This is a genomic window from Bradyrhizobium sp. HKCCYLS3013 (genome assembly GCF_051167615.1).
GTDB lineage: Bacteria > Pseudomonadota > Alphaproteobacteria > Rhizobiales > Xanthobacteraceae > Bradyrhizobium.
On record NZ_JBNPTK010000001.1, the window covers coordinates 429,032 to 447,803 of the forward strand.

An 18,772-nucleotide genomic window follows, 5' to 3' on the forward strand; every position below is an offset into this window, starting at 1 on the left:
CGGCTCATTGACGACGATGCGCTACAGCACCTTCTGCAGCGACCGGACGGCTTCGCGCATGTCGAAGAAGGTTAAGCCCAGCTTGCTGTTCTCGTTGGTGAGCGCGAGCAGCAGCGCGCCGCGGCCGGCGCTGACCAGCACGGCGTAGCCGGACTCGCCGCGGATGATGACCTCCTGCAGATGGCTGCGGCCGAGCTCCATGGCGGCGCGGCCGCCCAGCGACAGCAAGGTCGCGGTCATGCCGGCGACCCGCGTCTCCTCCATGTCGGCCGCGAGCACGCTCGCGATCATCAGCCCGTCCTCCGAGATCAGCGCGCAGGCCTCGACCCCGAACGAGTCGCTCTGCAGCTTGCGCAGGACGCGGTTGATTTCATCGAGTCGTGACATCGGCTTCTCCTCGACGGCGCGCGGGGCAAACTTGGAATGAAACTGACTTTGAGCCATGGCGGGGTCCTGGTCATCATCTTGAGCTGTTGAAACGGAAGCGGCGGGAATGTCGATCTGTGCAGTAACGGCGGAGGGATACAGCGGGTCATCCGGGACCAGCGTCGTCGTCTGTTCCGGACTGCCGTCCGGTGTCGTCAGCGCGCGCGTCTCGATCGTATCAACCGCGTCGTCGAGCGCGCGCTGCTCGGCCTTGATGCGTGATCGCGAGACCGGCGGATCCATCGCCTGCAACTGGGTCACCAGCGCCTGGCGGGCCGACTGGTAGACTTCGGCTCGGCGTTCGGGGGATGAGTCCGGCAGGTTCTCCATCGCGCGCGACAGCAGGATGAAGTAGTCGGCGGTGGTCACGGGCAGGGCCGCCGCATCCTCATGCGGACCGTGCGCTCGGCTCAGCAGGCTTGCGAGGCGTCCCATCGCTCTCTCGTCAACTCTACGCAACTAACGATGCGTAAGGTTAGGTCGGCACAAGAGACGCGACGAATGATCTGAATCAAATTAACTAAAATCGGGACCAAGCTGCGCAATCCGGCCCTCGAGTCGACCGGGGTTGATCATCATGTCGCCATGATCGCCCCGATGGGGCCGCATTGACGCCGCGTTCGGCGCAACTGCGCCTCGGTTGCAGCCAGAATCAGCTACGATCACGGCAACGAATGCGGTGCGGGGAGGGCGGCGTGAACTTAGGGGACTATGTGCAGCGAGATGCAACGGCGCTTGCCGCCGCGGTGAAGGGCGGCGAGACCCATGCGGCGGAGCTGCTGCAGCTCGCGCTGGTACAGAACGAGCGGGCCCAGCCGCGGACCAACGCCGTCTGCAGGCTGATGGAGGGCGAGGCCCGTGCGCAGCTTGCCAAGCCTGCCACCGGCCCGTTCACCGGCGTACCGTTCCTGATCAAGGATTGTGCCCAGGACTATGCGGGCCTGCCGACGGCCTATGGCAGCAAGGCGCTGTCCGGCTTCGCGGCCGCCGAGCATGCCTCGGTCGTCGGGCGGTATCTCGAAGCCGGCCTCGTGATCTTCGGCAAGACCAACCTGCCGGAGCTCGCGCTGAAGGGCGTCAGCGACTCCCGCGCTTTCGGCCGCGTCGGCAACCCCTGGAATCCCGCGCATACGCCGGGTGGCTCCAGCGGCGGCGCTGCAGCGGCGGTCGCCTCGGGCGTCGTGCCGATGGCCGCCGGCAATGATGGCGGCGGCTCGATCCGCATTCCCGCCGCCTGCTGCGGCCTGTTCGGGCTGAAGCCGTCGCGCGGCCTGATCTCGTCGGGCCCGGGCTTCGGTGAGTATTGGTTCGGCGCCTCGAGCGAGGGCGTGCTGTCGCGCAGCGTTCGCGACACCGCGCTCGCGCTCGACGTCATCGCGGGCAGCGAGCCCGGCGATCCCTTTCTCACCGCCGAGCCCGGCGTGGTCTATGCCAATGCGGTCGCCCGCGATCCCGGCCGCTTGCGCATCGGCTACACGGCGGCGTCGCCGATCGGGACCGGGGTGCATGCCGAGGCGAAGCTTGCGGTCGACGACGCCGTGAAGCTGCTGCGGGGCCTCGGTCACGAGGTCGAGGAGGCCACCCCCGACATCGACGGCGCCGCGCTCGCGACCTCGTTCCTGCACATCTATTTCGGCCAGGTCGCGGCGCTGGTCGCCGACGCGCGCGGCAAGGGCGCCAGGCGCGAGGAGTTCGAGCTGCTGACGCGGGTGCTGTCGACGCTGGGCGGCGCGATCTCGGCCGGCGCGCTGACGACGCAGCTGCTCAAATGGAACGAGTTCGCTCGCGCGCTCGCGCGCTTCCATGCGCGCTACGACCTGCTGCTGACACCGACGCTCGCACACCCTCCGATCCGGCACGGCGAGGGCGATCCGAGCACGGCCGAACAGACCCTGCTCGACATGCTCGACCGCATCGGCCTGCTCGGGCTGCTGACGCGCTGGGGCCTGCTCGACGGCATGATCGACAAGATCGCCCGCGACAGCCTGCAATATGTCCCGTTCACGCAGCTCGCCAATCTGACGGGAACGCCGGCGATGAGCGTGCCGCTGCACTGGACCGCCGACGGCCTGCCGCTCGGCGTGCAGTTCACAGGCCGGCTCGGCGACGAGACGAGACTGTTGCAGCTCGCCCGCCAGCTCGAGCAGGCGCAGCCCTGGTTCGCGCGCTTGCCGGACTGGGTGATGCAGGGCTGACCAGACGAGATGGGCCGGTTTGCGCAGCGCGGTCGTGCGTCGCACGACGCCGTGCGCATCCATCGCGATTGCGTGCGCGCTGTTTGTGGTGTTCTATCTGAGGTGGAGCGCGGTTGCGGAAGCCGCGCCGGTTCGGCGACGTTGTTCAGACGGCGACGTTGTTCGGATCCGGCCCATCGCGCGTGACTGCCGTGGTGCGGAAGCCATTTCGCGCCGCTTCCGACGATCCGCTCGTCCGGTGCCGTGCCATGCTTGTGGCGATATTCTCAGAGGGCGGGATCATGAACGTCACGGTCTATTTCGCGACCAACAGGCAACCGATCACGGCTGAAGGCACGACTCAGATTACCGGGTTTAGCTCCGAGCTCGGTCCCGTCAACGGCTTGAACATCAGGTATGGCCGGGCCGAGATCGCCGTCGATCTACAGGCATCGAGCTATGGCCTGGTGCCTGGATCGCTTCATGTCGAGGACGAGCAACTGATCTTTCCGCAAGGCTCCCGAGCCGTCCTCGGCAGCAATACGATCTTCGACGCCCTGCGTACCGACATGCTGGCGAAGGCGCGGCCGACGATCGCGTTCATTCACGGCTTCAGCAACAGCTTCGTCGACTCGATCGAACGCGCCGGGTGGATATCGGCGTTCTACGGGATCGACGCCAACATGTTCGTGTTCAGTTGGCCGTCGGTGGCCTCGCCGGTCGGCGTGCCGCTGCCCTTTGTGGACTACCAGCACGATCGCAAGACGGCGGCGGCATCCGGCCCGGCCGTGGCACGCACGCTGCGGCGTCTCTATGATTTCGTCGACGGGCTGCCGGAGAGCGAGCGCTGCAACCAGAGCATTCATCTCATCTGTCACAGCATGGGGGTCTATGTCCTGCGCGGCGCGCTGCAGGCCTTGATGCAGATGCCGGATCCGGCGGCCGGCGCGGCCATGGCTGGGAGCGTGCCGGCGATGGTGCGGATGGACGGCACGCAGCCGGCGCTGACCGGACTGCGCAGGACGTTCGACAAGATCGTGCTCGCGGCAGCCGACGAGGACGCGGATGCGTTCGATGACCCGGCGAAGCTGAAATATCTACCGCGCACCGCGAGCAGCGTCACGGTCTATCACTCGACCAAGGATTGGGTGCTGAACACGCTGAGCGCGGGCACGAAATTCAACGGTCCGCGGCTCGGCAATGACGGCCCCGACAACATGGGCAGCATTAGCGACAAGGTCACCGCGGTGGATTGCTCTGACGTCACGTCGTTCGCGCAGGACCCGCAGGAGCACCAGTATTATCGCATCTTTCCGGTCGTCCGTGACGACATCGTCCAGGTCCTGAGCGGCGTGCCGCAGAACCAGGTCGGCAACCGCGATCCGACCGGGTCGGGGCGCTACCGCATCCGGCCGCAGGCTCGCTTGGCCGTCAGGGTCACCAGTCCCAAGCCGCGCACCGCGAAGGCGCGCGTCGCCAAGTCAGGTGCTGCGAAGAAGAGGGCGGCCGGCGGGAGCTGAGCGCGGGACGCCGGCGCGCCCGCATGGCCCGCTGGTCCTACTTGCGCGGCATGCCGATGGCGCGGCCGAGCCCGTCGGGCTGCGGCAGCGCGGCATGGGCCCGCAGCACGCGGGCGATGTTGGCCTGGATGTCCGGCGGAAACGGCGCGACCTTGCGCTTGGTCATGTCGATGTGCACCGACATGTTCTCCGAGGTCGCCGAGACCCAGCCTTCCCCGGCATGGCGCAGTTCCTCGAAGGTGTGCAGCCGCTTCTCGTCGGCTGCGATCAGCCAGACCGCGACCTGGACGGGATCGCCGAGATGTATCTCGCGCAGATAACGCACGTGGCATTCGGCGGTGAAGGTCGAGCCCTGGCGCTCCTTCATATAGGCCGGGCCGATACCGAGCTCGGCCCAGATCTGGTCGATCGCGCGGTCGAACATCACGTTGTAGTAGGCCATGTTGAGATGGCCGTTGTAGTCGATCCATTGCGGCTCGATCTGCATGACCTGTGACATGAACGGCCCGGCCTCTTGCGTCGTGGGCACTGCATTATCGCTCATCGGCTCTTCCGTTTGCTCCCTTGACCCCTGTTGCGTCCTTTGCCACGGTCCGCCCAACTTTCGGAGGAAGCAGTGGCGACGACGATCCCCCATCACGATTTGAAGCGGCCCGCGCCGGAGGCGCTGAAAAGCGCGCTCGACGCGCTCGCAGCCCGCTTCGGCAACCGGCTCATCACCTCGCAGGCCGTGCGCGAGCAGCATGGCCATACCACGACCTGGCTGCCGACGCAGCCGCCGGATGGCGTGGTGCTGGCGCAGGAGACCGCCGACATCCAGGACGTCGTCCGCATCTGCGCCCCCCGAGGCGTGCCGATCATTCCGTTCGGCACCGGCACCTCGCTGGAGGGCCAGGTCAACGCGCCCGCGGGCGGCATCTGCATCGACATGCGCGACATGAACAAGGTGCTGGAGGTGCATGCCGAGGACCTCGACTGCGTGATCCAGCCCGGCATCACCCGCAAGACGCTGAACGAATATCTCCGCGACCAGGGCCTGTTCTTCCCGATCGATCCCGGCGCCGACGCTTCGCTCGGCGGGATGGCCTCGACCCGGGCCTCCGGCACCAATGCGGTGCGCTACGGCACCATCCGCGAGAACGTGCTGGCGCTGAAGGTGGTGCGCGGCGACGGCGAGATCATCAAGACCGGCACCCGTGCCAAGAAGTCCGCGGCCGGCTACGATTTGACGCACCTGTTCATCGGCGCCGAGGGCACGCTCGGCATCATCTGCGAGATGACGATCCGTCTGCGCGGCATTCCCGAGACCATCGCGGCGGCGTCGTGCTCGTTCGAGACGGTGCGCGGCGCCTGCCAGGCGACGATCCTCGCGATTCAGACCGGCATTCCGATGGCGCGCATCGAACTGCTCAATGCGGCGCAGGTGAAGGCCTGCAACGCCTATTCCAAGCTGACCCTGCCGGAGACGCCGCTGCTGCTCCTCGAATTTCATGGCAGTGAGGCCGAGGTCGCCGAGCAGTCGAAGAACTTTGCCGAGATCGCCAGGGAGTGCGGCGGCGGCGACTTCGCCTGGACCACCAAGCCGGAGGACCGCACCAAGCTGTGGCAGGCGCGTCACGACGCCTATTGGTCGGTGAAGGCGATCCGGCCCGGCGTCGGCGTGGTCGCGACCGATGTCTGCGTGCCGATCTCGCGGCTGGCGGACTGCGTCACCGAGACCGAGGAGGATCTCGCGCGTCTGCGGCTGACCTCGCCGATCGTCGGCCATGTCGGCGACGGCAATTTCCACTGCTCGCTGATGTGCGACGTCGACGATGCCGACGAGATGGCGCGCGGCGACGAGTTCATGCACCGCCTGGTCGAGCGCGCCCAGGCCATGGACGGCACCTGCACCGGCGAGCACGGCATCGGCCAGGGCAAGCAGAAATACCTCAAGTCCGAGCTCGGCGAGGAAGCGCTGGACGCGATGCGCGCGGTGAAGGCCGCGCTCGATCCGCACAACATCTTCAACCCCGGCAAGATCATCCCGGCCTGAAGCCGCATCAGGCCTCAACTCTCTCCTCGATCACGCTGCGCTCCCTCTCTCCGTAAGAACGGGGAGAGGGTGCGCACTACCTGCGCGGCGACACGTCCGATCCAACCTCGTCAGGAGAGCACCAAACAAAAACGCCGCCGCGTTCGACACGCGGCGGCGTTGTAGTCCATTCAAATCAACGGCAGACGCGGCGCGGTCCCCACGGGGTCGGCCGGACCCAGCAGGTGCGCGGGCCGAAGCCGCCATAACCGTAGGGGCGATAGACGCGCGGGGCGGGCCGGCAACGGCCCCAGCGGTCGGGGAACCAGCCGGGACCGCAGCCGCCGGCGACGCGCTCGACATTGCTGTCCGGAGCAGCCGGCTGCGCCGGCAGCGTGAAGGCCTGCGCGGCCGACGCGCCCAGCATGACGGTCGCGGCGAGCAGGGCGGAGGTGAACAGATTGCGCATTGCAGTGCGGTCCTCTCGTTGGTTTCGAAGCAGTGCAGTCCTTAGACGTCCTCGGACAGGATTTGGTTTCGCAATTTTTTCGACGTCGCGAAACCTCTTCCTAGTACCATAGAGATCTCCACGACACCGATCGCGCGATGCAGCTCTGCTGATCATGGAGCGCATCGCTACAGGATCGTCGCTGTCGTCCGGTGTTCTAGCAGACATTCGCTGCAAGGAACATGAACGACGAGCGACGTCTGCTGCTGGCTTTCGTCGCAGCCGGCATCATTTGCCGGCCGGCTGCGCCTTCGCGTCCTTCAGCGCCGTCTTGCAGCCGTCGGAGAGCTTGTCGAACTTCTCGATCATGCACTGCTTGATGCGGCCGCCGCCCGGCATGATTCCCGTACAAAGCGTGCGCACGTCGTCGCCGCAGGCCTGGCGCATCGCGCTTCTGTCCTGCGCCTGGGCGGCAGCGCTGAAGATGACTATCAACAGCAGCGGAAACAGCTTCTGCATGATCGATGATTCCTCTCTTGCCGCGGCCGACGCGCCGGGCCTCGTGAGGCGGTTGTCTCGCCGATGAATTTAGCGGGCATATGTCGACCGTCGCCGCAACGTGTAACGGTTTGTATCACGAGGTCACGGCGCAGAGCGCAAGCGTCCGCGTGCCCCCAGTCGTCGTCGATCACGGCAGCGCTCGTGCCGCCATTCCCTCAAGCGTGCATATCCGAGGCACTGCCCCGCAGCTTCCGCAGCGCGTGATCGACGCTGTGGAACACGCGCTCCCGCGGCAGCACGTCGTACAGGCCGAACCGTTCGAAGGCCGCCTGGGCCCGCAGCGACTCCAGCCGCGCCACCGCGAACACGATGCCGGCCTCGTTGCAGATATGGATCATGTCGCGCAGGGTCTGCGCGGCGGTGAAATCGATCTCGACGATGGCGCTGGCCTCGAACACCACCAGCCGCGGCTTGCGGCTGCGCAGCAGGCGCTGCATGTCGGCGCGGAACGTCGCCGCATTGAGGAAGCTGAGCGGGGCCTGGAAGCCGACCACGGCGATGTCGGACAGCTCCTCGCCTCTGATCTGCGGATGCGCCGGCCACCAGATCGTCGTGTCTGGCACGCGTTCGAAGGCGATGAGGTGGGCGCGCGTCGTGCTCCAGATGCCGTGCAGCAGCGACAGCGCGATGCCGATCGCGACGCCCTGCTCGATCGGCAGCGCGATGATCGCCACCGCGGTGGCGAGGATGAGCAGGAACTCGCCCTTCGACGCACGATAGACGCTGGTGATCTGCGCGACGCGGATGATGCGCAAGGCCACGAACAGCAGCACGCCGCCGAGCGCCGCCTCCGGCACATTCGCAAGCAGCCGGGCGCCGAACAGCACGAGCAGCAGCACGATCGCGGCGGCGAGCAGGCCCGCGACCTGCGACCGGCCGCCGGTCTCGACCACGATGCCGGTGCGCGGCGGGCTGGCATTGACGGGGAAGGCGCCGAACAATCCGGCCAGCAGGCTGCCGGCGCCGGCGCCGAGGAAGTCGCGGTCGACGTCGGCCGGCCGGTCGGGATCGGAGGGGAACGAGCGCGTCGTCGCCGAGGTCTGCACCATCACCACGACGGCGATCAGGAAGGCGAGGGGGACCAGCTTCGCCCATTGTTCCGGTCCGATCAGCGGCACGGACGGCATCGGCACCGTGCCGGCGATCTCGCCGATGACGGGCACGCCACCGCCCTGCAGCCCGGCCGACATCACGAACAGGGTCGCGGCCGTCAGCGCGATCAGCGCGCCGGGTATGCGGGCGCTGATCCGCTCGCAGACCGTGATGGTCGCGAGCACGCCGAAGCCGATGAGCATCGTGTATGCGTTGGACTTGCCGAGCTCGCCCGCGAGGGTCGCGATCCGCGCCAGCGTCGGCCCGCTCGGTGACGGCAGGCCGAGCACGCCCGGCAATTGTGAGACGATGATATGCACGGCAATGCCGGCGAGGAAGCCCACGGTGACCGGCACCGACAGCAGGTTGGCGATGCCGCCGAGCTTGAAGCCGCCGGCCAGCACCAGCATGACCCCGACCAGCAGCGCCAGCGCCGCGGCCAGGCTGCCGTATTCGGGCGTGCCGCCGGCCGCAAGCAGCGCCAGGCCGCCGGCGAAGATCGGCGTGATCGTGGAATCGGCGCCGCAGGACAGGAAGCGGTTGGCGCCGAACAGCGCAAACCCCAGCGATCCCGCCATGAAGGCGAAGAAGCCGATCTCGGGCGCGAAGCCGCCGAGCTTGGCGGTCGCCATCTGCTCGGGGATCGCGATCGCCGCCAGCGTCAGTCCGGCGGCGAGATCGGCGGGCAGGGCGCTCAACCGGTAGGATTGCAGGGAGCGGAGCAGCGTCCATGGACGCCCGGCCGCAGTCTGGTCTGTCATGAGTTTCTACGTCTCCGGACGTCGCTGCAGGCGGCAGAGCCACAGCCCGATCATCCTCGATGGCACGGCTGGATCGGGCAGCGCAACAGCGCAGGTGCAATTGCCCGCACGGCAGGACGGACTTGCAAGAACGTTGGAGTTGGCATCATTATTCTCTAATTCGGATTGGTTTGGATACTCGATTTGAGGCCCCCGAGGTCTCCATTGCCTGCAGCCTGCGAGACGGGGCTTCGTCTCACGACGGGATACGCCATTGTACAAGGTCGTCTTCCACCGGCTGATCTGGTTTCCGTATCGCCCCGAGCATGCGCTGGTGGGGCCGCTGCTGATGGCGCTGCTGTTCTTGGTGGCCGCAACCGGAGCAATCAAGGCCATCGATATTTTCACCTCGCTCGGCACGCAGGCCGCGGGGCACGAAGCGCGCATCACGGTCGTCGTCTTGCTCCTGTGCCTGGTCGTATGCATCAACGCCGCAAGAGCGGACTACATCTCGGTCGTCGCGGCGATCATTCCCTGTCTCGTCACGGTCTTGGTGGTCACTGCGCTGAGCATGCTCGGAACCTGGCCCAAATCGGACATGAACGCCGCGCTGATGCAGGCCAGCGTATCAGCATTCGCCGCCCTATCGCTGATCGGGCGACTCGTGCAGTCGGGCGGACCGGACCTCGGAAAAATCGGCGTGCTCTGGCGACGGGCAAAGACCCATGTCCGCCGTCTCAAGGACACGGACGTCACCAAGGCGGATTTCAAGGTGAAGCGGGCGGAGCTGGTCGAAGATGTGGAATCGCTTGCCAAGGAGCTGAAGGAGGCCGCCTCGCAGCTTGTCGAGCCGGAGTTGCCCAAGGGGGTGGAAAAGAGGCTCCGATCCTTCATCGCCTACAGCAAGATGGCCAGCCATGCCGACTTCATGACGGCAGCGACGCAAGGTCAGGAGTCGCTAGTGGAAACTCTGGCAGTGTTGAATCAGGGGCTTAAATAAGATGCGCGAAATCATTCCTCTCTATTTCGCCACGCTCGACGGCGAGCAGCCATGTGCCTGGTCCCCCTTCGGCGTCCCGATGCGACAGATGCAGGACTGCAAGAAGGAGATCATGCAGTCGAAATATTCCAATTCGAAGCATTTCAGCGTCTCCATCTTATGCGAGAAGCACGAAGCCATCCCGGACGAAGCGCTGTCGCAGACCATCGGGTGCCTGATCGACGCAAAATACCTGAAGCCGGAGAACAGGCGCTATATCGACGGTCAGTTCGTCGAGTTCAGCAATCGCTTGGACAGGGAGAAAATCGCGATACTGGGATTCGAGATCTACATCGTGGCCTCCGACCAGGAGCCGGAATGCGATCTCGATCGTGCCATGGAGTTCAAGGACAGGCTGATCCTGGCAGGCTTCGATCCTGACCGGCTGAGGGTCGATGTCGTCAGCGACCAGGCTTGCCTGACCAAGATATCCAAGCTGCGCCTCGCCAATATCAGGCATATGCAGAAAGCGATCAATCTGCCGATGTTGAAGTCCTAGGAGGTCGTCGAGAATGGCAGCCAAGGACATCAAATTCGCCGGTGAAGCTCGCGACCGCATGCTGCGCGGCGTGGACATCCTCGCCAATGCCGTGAAGGTCACCCTCGGTCCGAAGGGCCGCAACGTCGTCCTCGACAAGTCGTTCGGCGCTCCGCGCATCACCAAGGACGGCGTCACCGTCGCCAAGGAGATCGAGCTCGACGACAAGTTCGAGAACATGGGCGCGCAGATGGTGCGCGAGGTCGCCTCGAAGTCCGCTGACGCGGCCGGCGACGGCACCACCACCGCGACCGTGCTGGCGCAGGCCATCGTGCGCGAGGGCGCCAAGGCAGTTGCCGCCGGCATGAACCCGATGGATCTGAAGCGCGGCATCGACCTCGCGGTCGAGGCGGTCGTCGCCGATCTCGTCAAGAACTCCAAGAAGGTCACGTCGAACGACGAGATCGCCCAGGTCGGCACCATCTCCGCCAACGGCGACTCCGAGATCGGCAAGTTCCTCGCCGACGCCATGAAGAAGGTCGGCAACGAGGGCGTGATCACCGTCGAGGAAGCCAAGTCGCTCGAGACCGAGCTCGACGTCGTCGAGGGCATGCAGTTCGATCGCGGCTACATCTCGCCCTACTTCGTCACCAACGCCGACAAGATGCGCGTTGAGATGGACGACGCCTACATCCTCATCAACGAGAAGAAGCTGTCGTCGCTGAACGAGCTGCTGCCGCTGCTCGAGGCCGTGGTGCAGACCGGCAAGCCGCTGGTGATCGTCGCCGAGGACGTCGAGGGCGAGGCGCTGGCCACGCTCGTCGTGAACCGCCTGCGTGGCGGCCTGAAGGTCGCCGCCGTCAAGGCGCCGGGCTTCGGCGACCGCCGCAAGGCCATGCTGCAGGACATCGCGATCCTGACCGGCGGCCAGGCGATCTCGGAAGACCTCGGCATCAAGCTCGAGAACGTCAACCTCTCCATGCTCGGCCGGGCCAAGAAGGTGATGATCGACAAGGAGAACACCACGATCGTCAACGGCGCCGGCAAGAAGGCCGACATCGAGGCGCGCGTTCAGCAGATCAAGACGCAGATCGAGGAGACCACCTCGGACTACGACCGCGAGAAGCTGCAGGAGCGTCTCGCCAAGCTCGCGGGCGGCGTCGCGGTGATCCGCGTCGGCGGCGCGACCGAGGTCGAGGTCAAGGAGCGCAAGGATCGCGTGGATGACGCGATGCATGCGACCCGCGCGGCTGTCGAGGAAGGCATCGTTCCCGGCGGTGGCATTGCACTGTTGCGCGCCAAGCAGGCCTTGAGCCGGATGTTCAAGAGCAAGAGCGAGCCGGACAGCATTTCCGACCTGGCGATGTCTGACACGCACGATCTGGGGCGCCTGCTTCGTAAGCAGTCCTTGTTGAACAACAGGCTCTTGAACGAGATCTTCGTATCCATCGAGAAGCTGCTGAATTCCGACAGTCCGTTCGTCTATCCGGACTTCTTCTTTCAGCGTGTCCGTCGTTTGCAGCTTCCCGATTCGCTCGAAGCCGAGTTGATCGACTATCTGACGGAAATGATTCTCAACCTCAGAGAAAGGCGCGAATCCGCACGCCGTCATTCACGGACGCGGGGAGCTGGCTGGCAATCTGCTCGGCAAAATCCGGATATCATGCATGGCTTTGGTATCGTCATGAAGGCGTTGGAAGCACCAGCGCGCCAGATTGCAGCAAATGCCGGAGCCGACGGCTCCGTCATCGTCGGCAGACTGTTGGAGCAGGATCAGTATGCATACGGGTATGACGCACAGTCGGACGGCTACGGGAACATGATCAGCAAGGGAATCATCGATCCGACCAAGGTCGTGCGGACCGCGTTGCAGAACGCTGCCTCCGTCGCCGGCCTTCTGATTACGACCGAGGCGATGGTCGCCGAACTCCCCAGAGAGCAGGCGGCGGCTCCGGCCACGCCGTCCGGCGGCAGGATGAGCGGAATGGATTTCTGAGGCTCGCGCGCAACTCAGTTCGTTCGCGACGACGTCACGAAGAACTGGCGCCGCTCACGCAAGATCGCGATCCCAGGGGGGCTCCGGCGCGAATGCCGCGGCGAGGTGGTCGATGAAGGCGCGTACCTTGGCCGATGGCGTGCGATCCGGCAGGTAGACGGCATGCACCGCCAGCAGGTCCGACGGCGGCACGTCGAGCGTCAACGGCACCAGCCGCCCCGCGCGGATCTCGTCGCCGACGATGAAGGTCGGCTGGTAGATCACGCCTTGCCCGGCGAGCGCTGCCGCGAGCAGCGCATCGCCATTGTTGGCGCGCAGATTGCCGTTCACGGTGACGTCGACCGCGGCCTTGCCACCCATGCGCCAGCGTGACGGGCCGGCCGCCGCCAGCGTGTAGCCGAGGCAGTTGTGGCTGCCGAGATCGGCCGTGGTGCGCGGTGTCCCTTGCGCAGCGAGATAGGATGGCGCGGCGCAGACCATCATCCGGCACGGCGCCAGCCGCCGCGCCACCAGGCTGGAGTCCTTGAGCGTGCCGATCCGGATCGCGAGATCCCAGCCTTCCTCGATCAGGTCGACCAGCCGGTCATTGAGCCCGAGCTCGACGCTGACGCCGGGATAGAGCGCGGCGAAGCCGGCGAGCAGCGGCGCGATCTGGCGCGTGCCGAAGGCGAGCGGGACGTTGAGCCGCAACAGCCCGCGCGGCTCGACGCGGTCGGCCGCGATCGCGCTCTCCGCCGCCTCGAAGTCGCCGAGCACGCGCTCGGCGAGGTCGAGATAGCGGCGTCCGGCCTCGGTGATCGTCAGCCGGCGGGTCGTGCGGTGAAACAGCTTGGTGCCGAGTCGCGTTTCCAGCGCGGCGAGGTGCTTTGTCACCATGGTCGGCGACATGCCGAGCAGGCGAGCCGCGCCCGACAGGCTTCCGGAACCCGCCACCTTCGAGAGCACCTCCAGTCCGGTCAACCGGTCCAACACTGGATCATCTCACTCTTTTGGTGTGAACTGAATTTCCATTCTATCGGATTATCGTCTTTCGGGAAATGATCCATATGCTGGGGGTCCCCACCGGAGGTTCCGATGATCGATTCCCGTACCGCGCCCTATGCCGCGCTCCTGCTCCGCCTGACCCTTGGCGGGTTGTTTCTGGCCCATGCCAGCCTCAAGCTGTTCGTGTTCAGCCCGGCCGGCACGGCAAAGTTCTTCGGCAGCATCGGCCTGCCGCCCGAGTTGGCTTATCTGGTGATCACCGCAGAGATCCTGGCCGGCATCGCCCTGATCCTCGGCATCTACACCCGCTGGGTGGCGCTCGCCGCCGTGCCGATCCTGCTCGGCGCCATCTTCACCGTTCATGGCTCCGCCGGGTTCTTCTTCAACAACCCGAAGGGCGGCTGGGAGTATCCGGCGTTCTGGGCGGTGACCCTCGTGATCCAGGCCCTGCTCGGCGACGGCGCCTATGCGCTGGGGGGCCTGCGCAGCAGCCTTGCCGGCGGTCAGTTGCGCAGCGCGCATTGACGTTGGATTCGGCGACTGTCGCCACACCTTCGCTGTCATCCCCGCGAACGCGGGGATCCATAACCACAGGCGGAACTGGTGTGGGAACGACGGTCGATACTCAGCCTGCCTCGAGTGTCGATCACGCGGTATGGGTCCCTGCCTTGGCAGGGACGACAGCTGTGGTTTTGGCGCGCTATCTTGACGACGTGATCTTGACGACGTGTCAGCAGTCCGAGGAGAGATGACATGACCCTTCCCAGCATCTTCCTGTCGCACGGCTCGCCGATGCTGCCGCTCACGGATTCGGCGGCGCGTGACTTCCTCGTCAGCCTCGGCGGCCGCCTGCCGCGGCCGAAGGCGATTTTGGTGATCTCGGCGCATTGGGAGACCGACATCCCCGCCGTCAATGCGGTCGCCACCAACGAGACGATCTACGATTTCTACGGCTTTCCCCGTGAGCTCTATCAGTTGCGCTATCCCGCGCCGGGAGCGCCCGATCTCGCGCAGGCCGTCGCGGCGCGGTTGCAGGCGGCCGGGCTGCCGGTCGGCATCGACCGCGAGCGCGGGCTCGATCACGGCGCCTGGGTGCCGCTGCTCCTGATGTACCCGCAGGCCGACATTCCGGTGCTGCAGCTCTCGATCCAGACCGAGCGCGGGCCGGCACATCATCTCGCACTCGGCCGCGCGCTGGCGCCACTGCGCGACGAGGGCGTGCTGATCATCGGCAGCGGCAGCTTCACCCATAATCTCGGCGAATTCCGCAAGCGCCGGCTCGATATCGACGACCCCACGCCGTCCTGGGTGGTCGACTTCGCCGACTGGGTGCACAAGGCCGTGATCGAAGGCCGCGTCGACGACATCGTCGACTACCGCCGTCTCGCCCCGCATGCGCGCGACAATCATCCGACCGACGAGCACTTCCTGCCGCTGTTCGCTGCACTCGGCGCCGCGGGAGAGGGCGCCCGCGTCGAACGGCTGCACAACAGCGCCAATTACGGCGTGCTGCGCATGGACGTGTATGCGTTCCATGGCGCCGACGAGGCCAAGGCCGCGGCGTAGAACGCAACTTATTAGTTCGCTGTCGCCCCACGACGTCATTCCGGGGCAAGGCCGCAGGCCTTGAACCCGGAATCTCGACATTGGCTTGCATCCGTCTTTCAACAATCTCGAGATTCCGGGTTCGATCGTCCAGACGCAGACGCGTTTGGACGATCGCCCCGGAATGACGACGGAACGCTGTTTGCCCGTCGGGTTACTTTGTCGCAGATCATTTCGCTTGCGTCGTCGGGCAAATCACCGCGATCTTTCCGCGCATCCCGCCTCATCATGGAGGGGCGTTGCGCGCGATCGTCACGACACGCGAGGCGGGGAGCGGTGGCCGCGAGAGCTCGCAGCATGTCCTTGGCAGCATGTCCTGGATGTGCGGACGAACGACGTTCTTGCGGACGTGAAGTTGCAGGGTTCTGATACCTCGACGCTGGTATCACCGCGCAACGCGTGAAACGCGTTGTTGCGCATGGCGGCCAACAAGCCGAGCGCCAGGAAGCCTGCATATAAGCGTGAAGACCATCGCGCAGGGAGGGCCGGGCGATCTCGGCTGAACCTGTGGTACCTGCCGCCTGCATTTTTTTGAGCAGGCGGGCCACGGGCGCGGCCGGCGCCCGGCCTTCCCTGCGCCCTCCTGTTCGAGGAGGGTGAGTGAGCAAGCAAAGCTCGGGCGCAGATCGCGCTGCGGGGACGTGCAGCCATGATCCGGCGAAGCTCGCCACATACGCGGTGTCGTCCCGGCCTTGAGCCGGGACCCATAACCACCGGCGGGAATGAGACGCGCAACTGTCAGCCATGTCCCTCGTGAGATCGCGCGGTATGGGTCCCGGCGCCGCGTGCGCAATTGCGCACTAGGCCGGGACGACAGCGGGGGGCAGAGGAACAGTGCACCGCACACATGACCTCGCAGGTAACTGACACCGCCGTCGCCCGCGCAGAAAATCCTTGACCCCTTCGCACGCAGATGATGCGAAGGATGCACCAGGGAGTGAAACAACAACAATGCGCCTGCCGTTCTACTATGGCTGGGTCATCGTCGCCGTGACCTTCGTGACGATGGCGATCGGGGTCAATGCGCGCACCGCGTTCTCGCTGTTCTATCCGCCTGTTCTCGCCGAATTCGGCTGGGACCGCGGCGTCACCGCCGGGGCGTTCTCCTTCGGCTTCGTTGCCTCTGGAATCGTCAGTCCGCTGATCGGACGGCTGATGGACCGAACCGGCCCGCGGGCGGTGATGGAACTCGGCGTCGCGCTGATGGCCGGCGGCCTGCTGCTGGCGCCGCTGACCTCGCAGCCCTGGCATCTCTACATCACCATTGGCGTGATGGTCGGCGCCGGCAGCGTCTGCCTCGGCTATTCCGGCCAGTCCTTGTTCCTGCCGAACTGGTTCATCCGCCGCCGCGGGCTGGCGATCGGCATCGCCTTCGCCGGCGTCGGCATCGGCTCGATGACGCTGCTGCCGTGGGTGCAGCACATGATCGCACAGACCAACTGGCGCACGGCCTGCACCGCGATGGGGATCGTGGTGCTGGTCGTGCTGGCGCCGATCAATCTGTTGCTGCGCAAGAAGCCGGAGGAGATCGGCCTGCGTCCCGACGGCGACGCCGCTCCGCTCGCCAATGCGGCCAAGCCGGTCTCCAACGTCGTCGACGCCGCCTGGGCCGGCACCGACTGGACGTTGTCGCGCGCGCTGCGCACGGGCCGGTTCTGGTGGCTGGCGCTCGGCTATTTCTTCGGGCTCTACGTCTGGTACGCGGTGCAGGTCCACCAGACGAAGTACCTGCTCGAGATCGGCTTCAGCTCGAGCGTCGCGGTGTGGGCGCTCGGCGCGGTCAGCCTGCTCGGCATTCCCGGCCAGATCGCGCTCGGCCATCTGTCGGACCGGCTGGGGCGCGAGGCGGTGTGGGGATTAGGCTGTCTCGGCTTCGCGATCTGCTTCGCCGCGCTGATCGCGCTCAAGGCGTCGCCGTCGCTGCTGCTCGTCTACGTCATGGTGGCGACGCAGGGCGCGCTCGGCTACGGCCTGACCTCGGTGATGGGGGCGGTCGCGCTGGAAATATTCCAGGGCGCGCATTTCGGCAGCATTTTTGGAACGCTGATGCTGATCGGGCTGTGCGGCGGAGCAGCGGGGCCGTGGGTGACCGGCGTGCTCTATGACCACACCCTGAGCTACACGCCGGGCTTCGTGATCGCTTTCCTCGGCGCCTTCGTCTCGGCGGCGGCGATCTGGATCGCGGCCCCGCGCCGGGTCCGCCTCGTCGCCGGCCAGTTGCACAGGTTAAAGACGGCGGGGGCTGCGGCATGATGTGTGAACTGGCCGGTTGCCATCGCGCCACGGCCGTGAGCTAATCGGTCAATCCAGGGAGAGGGACCCCATGAACGAGCATGTCCAGGCTGGCAAGGCCGCGCCGCTGTTCAATCCGCTGTCGCCGGAGTTCATCCGCGATCCCTATCCGTTCTATCAGCAGCTCCGCGACAATGACCCGGTGCATGTGACGCCGTTCGGCTCGTTTCTCGCCAGCCGGCACGCGGAATCGAGCCTCGTGCTGCGCGACAAGCGTTTCGGCAAGGACTTCGTCGCCCGCTCGATCCGCCGCTACGGCCCTGACATCATGAACGAGCCGATCTTCCGCAGCATGAGCCATTGGATGCTGCAGCAGGATCCGCCGGATCACACGCGCTTGCGCGGCCTCGTGGTGAAGGCATTCACGGCCCGTCGCGTCGAGGACATGCGGCCACGGATCCAGGCGATCGTCGATTCGACGCTCGACGAGATCATCCCGCGCGGCCGGATGGACCTGATCGAGGACTTCGCGTTCAAGCTGCCGGTCACCGTGATCTGCGACATGCTCGGAATTCCCGAGGAGCACCGCGAAGCGTTCTACAAGAGCTCGCGCGAGGGCGGGCGGCTGCTCGAGCCGGTGCCGCTGTCGAAGGCGGAGATCGCCGAGGGCAATGCCGGCAACGCGGTCTCCCGGGCTTATTTCCAGCATCTGTTCGAGCTGCGCCGCAAGCAGCCCGGCGATGATCTGACCACGCAGCTGCTGCAGGCCGAGGAGGACGGCGCCAAGCTCAGCCACGAGGAGCTCACCGCCAACATCATCCTGCTGTTCGGCGCCGGACACGAGACCACGGTCAACCTGATCGGCAACGGCCTGCTGGCGCTGCATCGCAATCCCGATCAGCTCGCGCTTCTGAAGGCGCGCCCCGAGCTGATCACCAACGCAATCGAGGAGTTCCTGCGCTACGATTCCTCGGTGCAGCTCACCGGGCGGGTCGCGCTCGAGGACATCGAGGATCTCGGCGGCCGCCGTATCCCGGCGGGGGAGACCGTGCTGTGCCTGCTCGGCTCGGCCAACCGCGATCCGGCGGTCTATCCCGACAATCCGGAGCAGCTCGACATCACCCGGGCCAATGTGAAGCCGCTGTCGTTCGGCGGCGGCATCCACCATTGCCTGGGGGCGCAGCTCGCCCGGATCGAGGCCGAGGTCGCGATCGGAACCCTGCTGCGGCGTCTGCCGGAGTTGAAGCTGGACGAACCCGACAACCCGGAATGGCGGCCGACCTTCGTGCTGCGCGGCCTGAAGCGGCTGCCGGCGCACTGGTAACCATCTTCGTTAACGGAGTTGTGCAACGCCCCCGGAAATACCGTCAGCGCTGTGACTTCGCCATACTTAATCCTATATGATGCAGCGCTCCGGTATCGATGCCAGTGGGCCGCGGCCGCATTGGTTTTAAGGTTGGGAC

General features: G+C 65.9%; 16 protein-coding genes. 10 read left to right on the plus strand and 6 right to left on the minus strand.

Features of this window, described 5'->3' with window-relative positions:
* Positions 1–21: 21 nt before the first annotated feature.
* The gene (locus tag ACQR1F_RS01940) at positions 22–861 is read right to left on the minus strand and encodes a roadblock/LC7 domain-containing protein (RefSeq protein ID WP_315802148.1); all 840 of its coding nucleotides are present in this window, start codon (positions 859–861) and stop codon (positions 22–24) included.
* 260 nt (positions 862–1,121) lie between these two features.
* Between ACQR1F_RS01940 and ACQR1F_RS01945 the strand changes: the two genes are divergently transcribed.
* Together ACQR1F_RS01945 and ACQR1F_RS01950 are read left to right on the plus strand one after the other, a co-directional pair.
* Positions 1,122–2,621 carry an amidase gene (locus ACQR1F_RS01945; RefSeq protein WP_434912447.1) on the plus strand — a complete coding sequence of 500 codons (1,500 nt, stop codon included), beginning with the start codon at positions 1,122–1,124 and terminating at the stop codon, positions 2,619–2,621.
* Between the two features lie 281 nt (positions 2,622–2,902).
* Entirely contained in the window at positions 2,903–4,120 is a 1,218-nt protein-coding gene (locus tag ACQR1F_RS01950; RefSeq protein ID WP_434912448.1) for an alpha/beta hydrolase, read from the plus strand.
* 37 nt (positions 4,121–4,157) lie between these two features.
* On the opposite strand, the gene ACQR1F_RS01955 is transcribed toward ACQR1F_RS01950, so the two are convergent.
* Positions 4,158–4,664 (minus strand): thioesterase family protein, encoded by a 507-nt coding sequence (locus ACQR1F_RS01955; protein ID WP_316217706.1) that lies wholly within the window; start codon positions 4,662–4,664, stop codon positions 4,158–4,160.
* A gap of 72 nt (positions 4,665–4,736) precedes the next feature.
* On the opposite strand from ACQR1F_RS01955, the gene ACQR1F_RS01960 reads away from it, so the two are divergent.
* On the plus strand, positions 4,737–6,155 hold the full coding sequence (locus ACQR1F_RS01960; RefSeq protein ID WP_316217705.1) for an FAD-binding oxidoreductase: 1,419 nt from the start codon (positions 4,737–4,739) through the stop codon (positions 6,153–6,155).
* Between the two features lie 175 nt (positions 6,156–6,330).
* Here ACQR1F_RS01960 and ACQR1F_RS01965 read toward each other — a convergent pair whose 3' ends face one another.
* The 3 genes from ACQR1F_RS01965 to ACQR1F_RS01975 form a co-directional block, all read right to left on the minus strand.
* Entirely contained in the window at positions 6,331–6,603 is a 273-nt protein-coding gene (locus ACQR1F_RS01965) for a GCG_CRPN prefix-to-repeats domain-containing protein (RefSeq protein WP_315736838.1), read from the minus strand.
* 267 nt (positions 6,604–6,870) lie between these two features.
* A complete protein-coding gene (locus ACQR1F_RS01970) occupies positions 6,871–7,101 on the minus strand; it encodes a hypothetical protein (RefSeq protein WP_434912449.1) in 231 nt (76 codons plus the stop codon).
* A 197-nt stretch (positions 7,102–7,298) separates the two neighbouring features.
* Positions 7,299–8,996 (minus strand): SulP family inorganic anion transporter, encoded by a 1,698-nt coding sequence (locus ACQR1F_RS01975; protein ID WP_434912450.1) that lies wholly within the window; start codon positions 8,994–8,996, stop codon positions 7,299–7,301.
* A gap of 253 nt (positions 8,997–9,249) precedes the next feature.
* Between ACQR1F_RS01975 and ACQR1F_RS01980 the strand changes: the two genes are divergently transcribed.
* Genes ACQR1F_RS01980 through groL form a run of 3 tightly spaced genes read left to right on the plus strand, consistent with a single transcriptional unit; the run spans position 9,250 to position 12,488 of the window.
* Positions 9,250–9,975: a hypothetical protein gene (locus ACQR1F_RS01980; protein WP_434912451.1), complete on the plus strand. Its 726-nt coding sequence runs from the start codon at positions 9,250–9,252 to the stop codon at positions 9,973–9,975.
* Position 9,976: 1 nt separating this feature from the next.
* Positions 9,977–10,513 carry a hypothetical protein gene (locus tag ACQR1F_RS01985; protein WP_434912452.1) on the plus strand — a complete coding sequence of 179 codons (537 nt, stop codon included), beginning with the start codon at positions 9,977–9,979 and terminating at the stop codon, positions 10,511–10,513.
* 13 nt (positions 10,514–10,526) lie between these two features.
* Complete coding sequence (gene groL, locus ACQR1F_RS01990) at positions 10,527–12,488, plus strand: chaperonin GroEL (protein ID WP_434912453.1); 1,962 nt, start codon at positions 10,527–10,529, stop codon at positions 12,486–12,488.
* A 54-nt stretch (positions 12,489–12,542) separates the two neighbouring features.
* Here the strand turns inward: groL and ACQR1F_RS01995 are convergent, their stop codons facing one another.
* Complete coding sequence (locus ACQR1F_RS01995; protein WP_434912454.1) at positions 12,543–13,460, minus strand: LysR family transcriptional regulator; 918 nt, start codon at positions 13,458–13,460, stop codon at positions 12,543–12,545.
* 102 nt (positions 13,461–13,562) lie between these two features.
* Here ACQR1F_RS01995 and ACQR1F_RS02000 point away from each other — a divergent pair, with 102 nt between their 5' ends.
* The 4 genes from ACQR1F_RS02000 to ACQR1F_RS02015 all read left to right on the plus strand — a co-directional run bounded on the left by ACQR1F_RS02000 (position 13,563) and on the right by ACQR1F_RS02015 (position 18,633).
* Complete coding sequence (locus tag ACQR1F_RS02000) at positions 13,563–13,997, plus strand: DoxX family protein (RefSeq protein WP_434912455.1); 435 nt, start codon at positions 13,563–13,565, stop codon at positions 13,995–13,997.
* Positions 13,998–14,225: 228 nt separating this feature from the next.
* Complete coding sequence (locus tag ACQR1F_RS02005; protein ID WP_434912456.1) at positions 14,226–15,038, plus strand: DODA-type extradiol aromatic ring-opening family dioxygenase; 813 nt, start codon at positions 14,226–14,228, stop codon at positions 15,036–15,038.
* 990 nt (positions 15,039–16,028) lie between these two features.
* On the plus strand, positions 16,029–17,330 hold the full coding sequence (locus ACQR1F_RS02010; protein ID WP_434912457.1) for an MFS transporter: 1,302 nt from the start codon (positions 16,029–16,031) through the stop codon (positions 17,328–17,330).
* Positions 17,331–17,400: 70 nt separating this feature from the next.
* Positions 17,401–18,633: a cytochrome P450 gene (locus ACQR1F_RS02015; protein WP_434912458.1), complete on the plus strand. Its 1,233-nt coding sequence runs from the start codon at positions 17,401–17,403 to the stop codon at positions 18,631–18,633.
* Positions 18,634–18,772: the final 139 nt, after the last annotated feature.

What these genes read in the sequence shown, in the direction of transcription:
- ACQR1F_RS01985 (WP_434912452.1), top strand. Translation starts at nt 9,977, where the DNA reads ATGCGCGAAATCATTCCTCTCTATTTCGCCACGCTCGACGGCGAGCAG.
- ACQR1F_RS01950 (WP_434912448.1), top strand. Translation starts at nt 2,903, where the DNA reads ATGAACGTCACGGTCTATTTCGCGACCAACAGGCAACCGATCACGGCT.
- ACQR1F_RS01955 (WP_316217706.1), bottom strand. Translation starts at nt 4,664, where the DNA reads ATGAGCGATAATGCAGTGCCCACGACGCAAGAGGCCGGGCCGTTCATG.
- ACQR1F_RS01970 (WP_434912449.1), bottom strand. Translation starts at nt 7,101, where the DNA reads ATGCAGAAGCTGTTTCCGCTGCTGTTGATAGTCATCTTCAGCGCTGCC.
- ACQR1F_RS01975 (WP_434912450.1), bottom strand. Translation starts at nt 8,996, where the DNA reads ATGACAGACCAGACTGCGGCCGGGCGTCCATGGACGCTGCTCCGCTCC.
- ACQR1F_RS02005 (WP_434912456.1), top strand. Translation starts at nt 14,226, where the DNA reads ATGACCCTTCCCAGCATCTTCCTGTCGCACGGCTCGCCGATGCTGCCG.
- ACQR1F_RS02015 (WP_434912458.1), top strand. Translation starts at nt 17,401, where the DNA reads ATGAACGAGCATGTCCAGGCTGGCAAGGCCGCGCCGCTGTTCAATCCG.
- ACQR1F_RS01965 (WP_315736838.1), bottom strand. Translation starts at nt 6,603, where the DNA reads ATGCGCAATCTGTTCACCTCCGCCCTGCTCGCCGCGACCGTCATGCTG.
- ACQR1F_RS02000 (WP_434912455.1), top strand. Translation starts at nt 13,563, where the DNA reads ATGATCGATTCCCGTACCGCGCCCTATGCCGCGCTCCTGCTCCGCCTG.
- ACQR1F_RS01940 (WP_315802148.1), bottom strand. Translation starts at nt 861, where the DNA reads ATGGGACGCCTCGCAAGCCTGCTGAGCCGAGCGCACGGTCCGCATGAG.
- ACQR1F_RS02010 (WP_434912457.1), top strand. Translation starts at nt 16,029, where the DNA reads ATGCGCCTGCCGTTCTACTATGGCTGGGTCATCGTCGCCGTGACCTTC.
- groL (WP_434912453.1), top strand. Translation starts at nt 10,527, where the DNA reads ATGGCAGCCAAGGACATCAAATTCGCCGGTGAAGCTCGCGACCGCATG.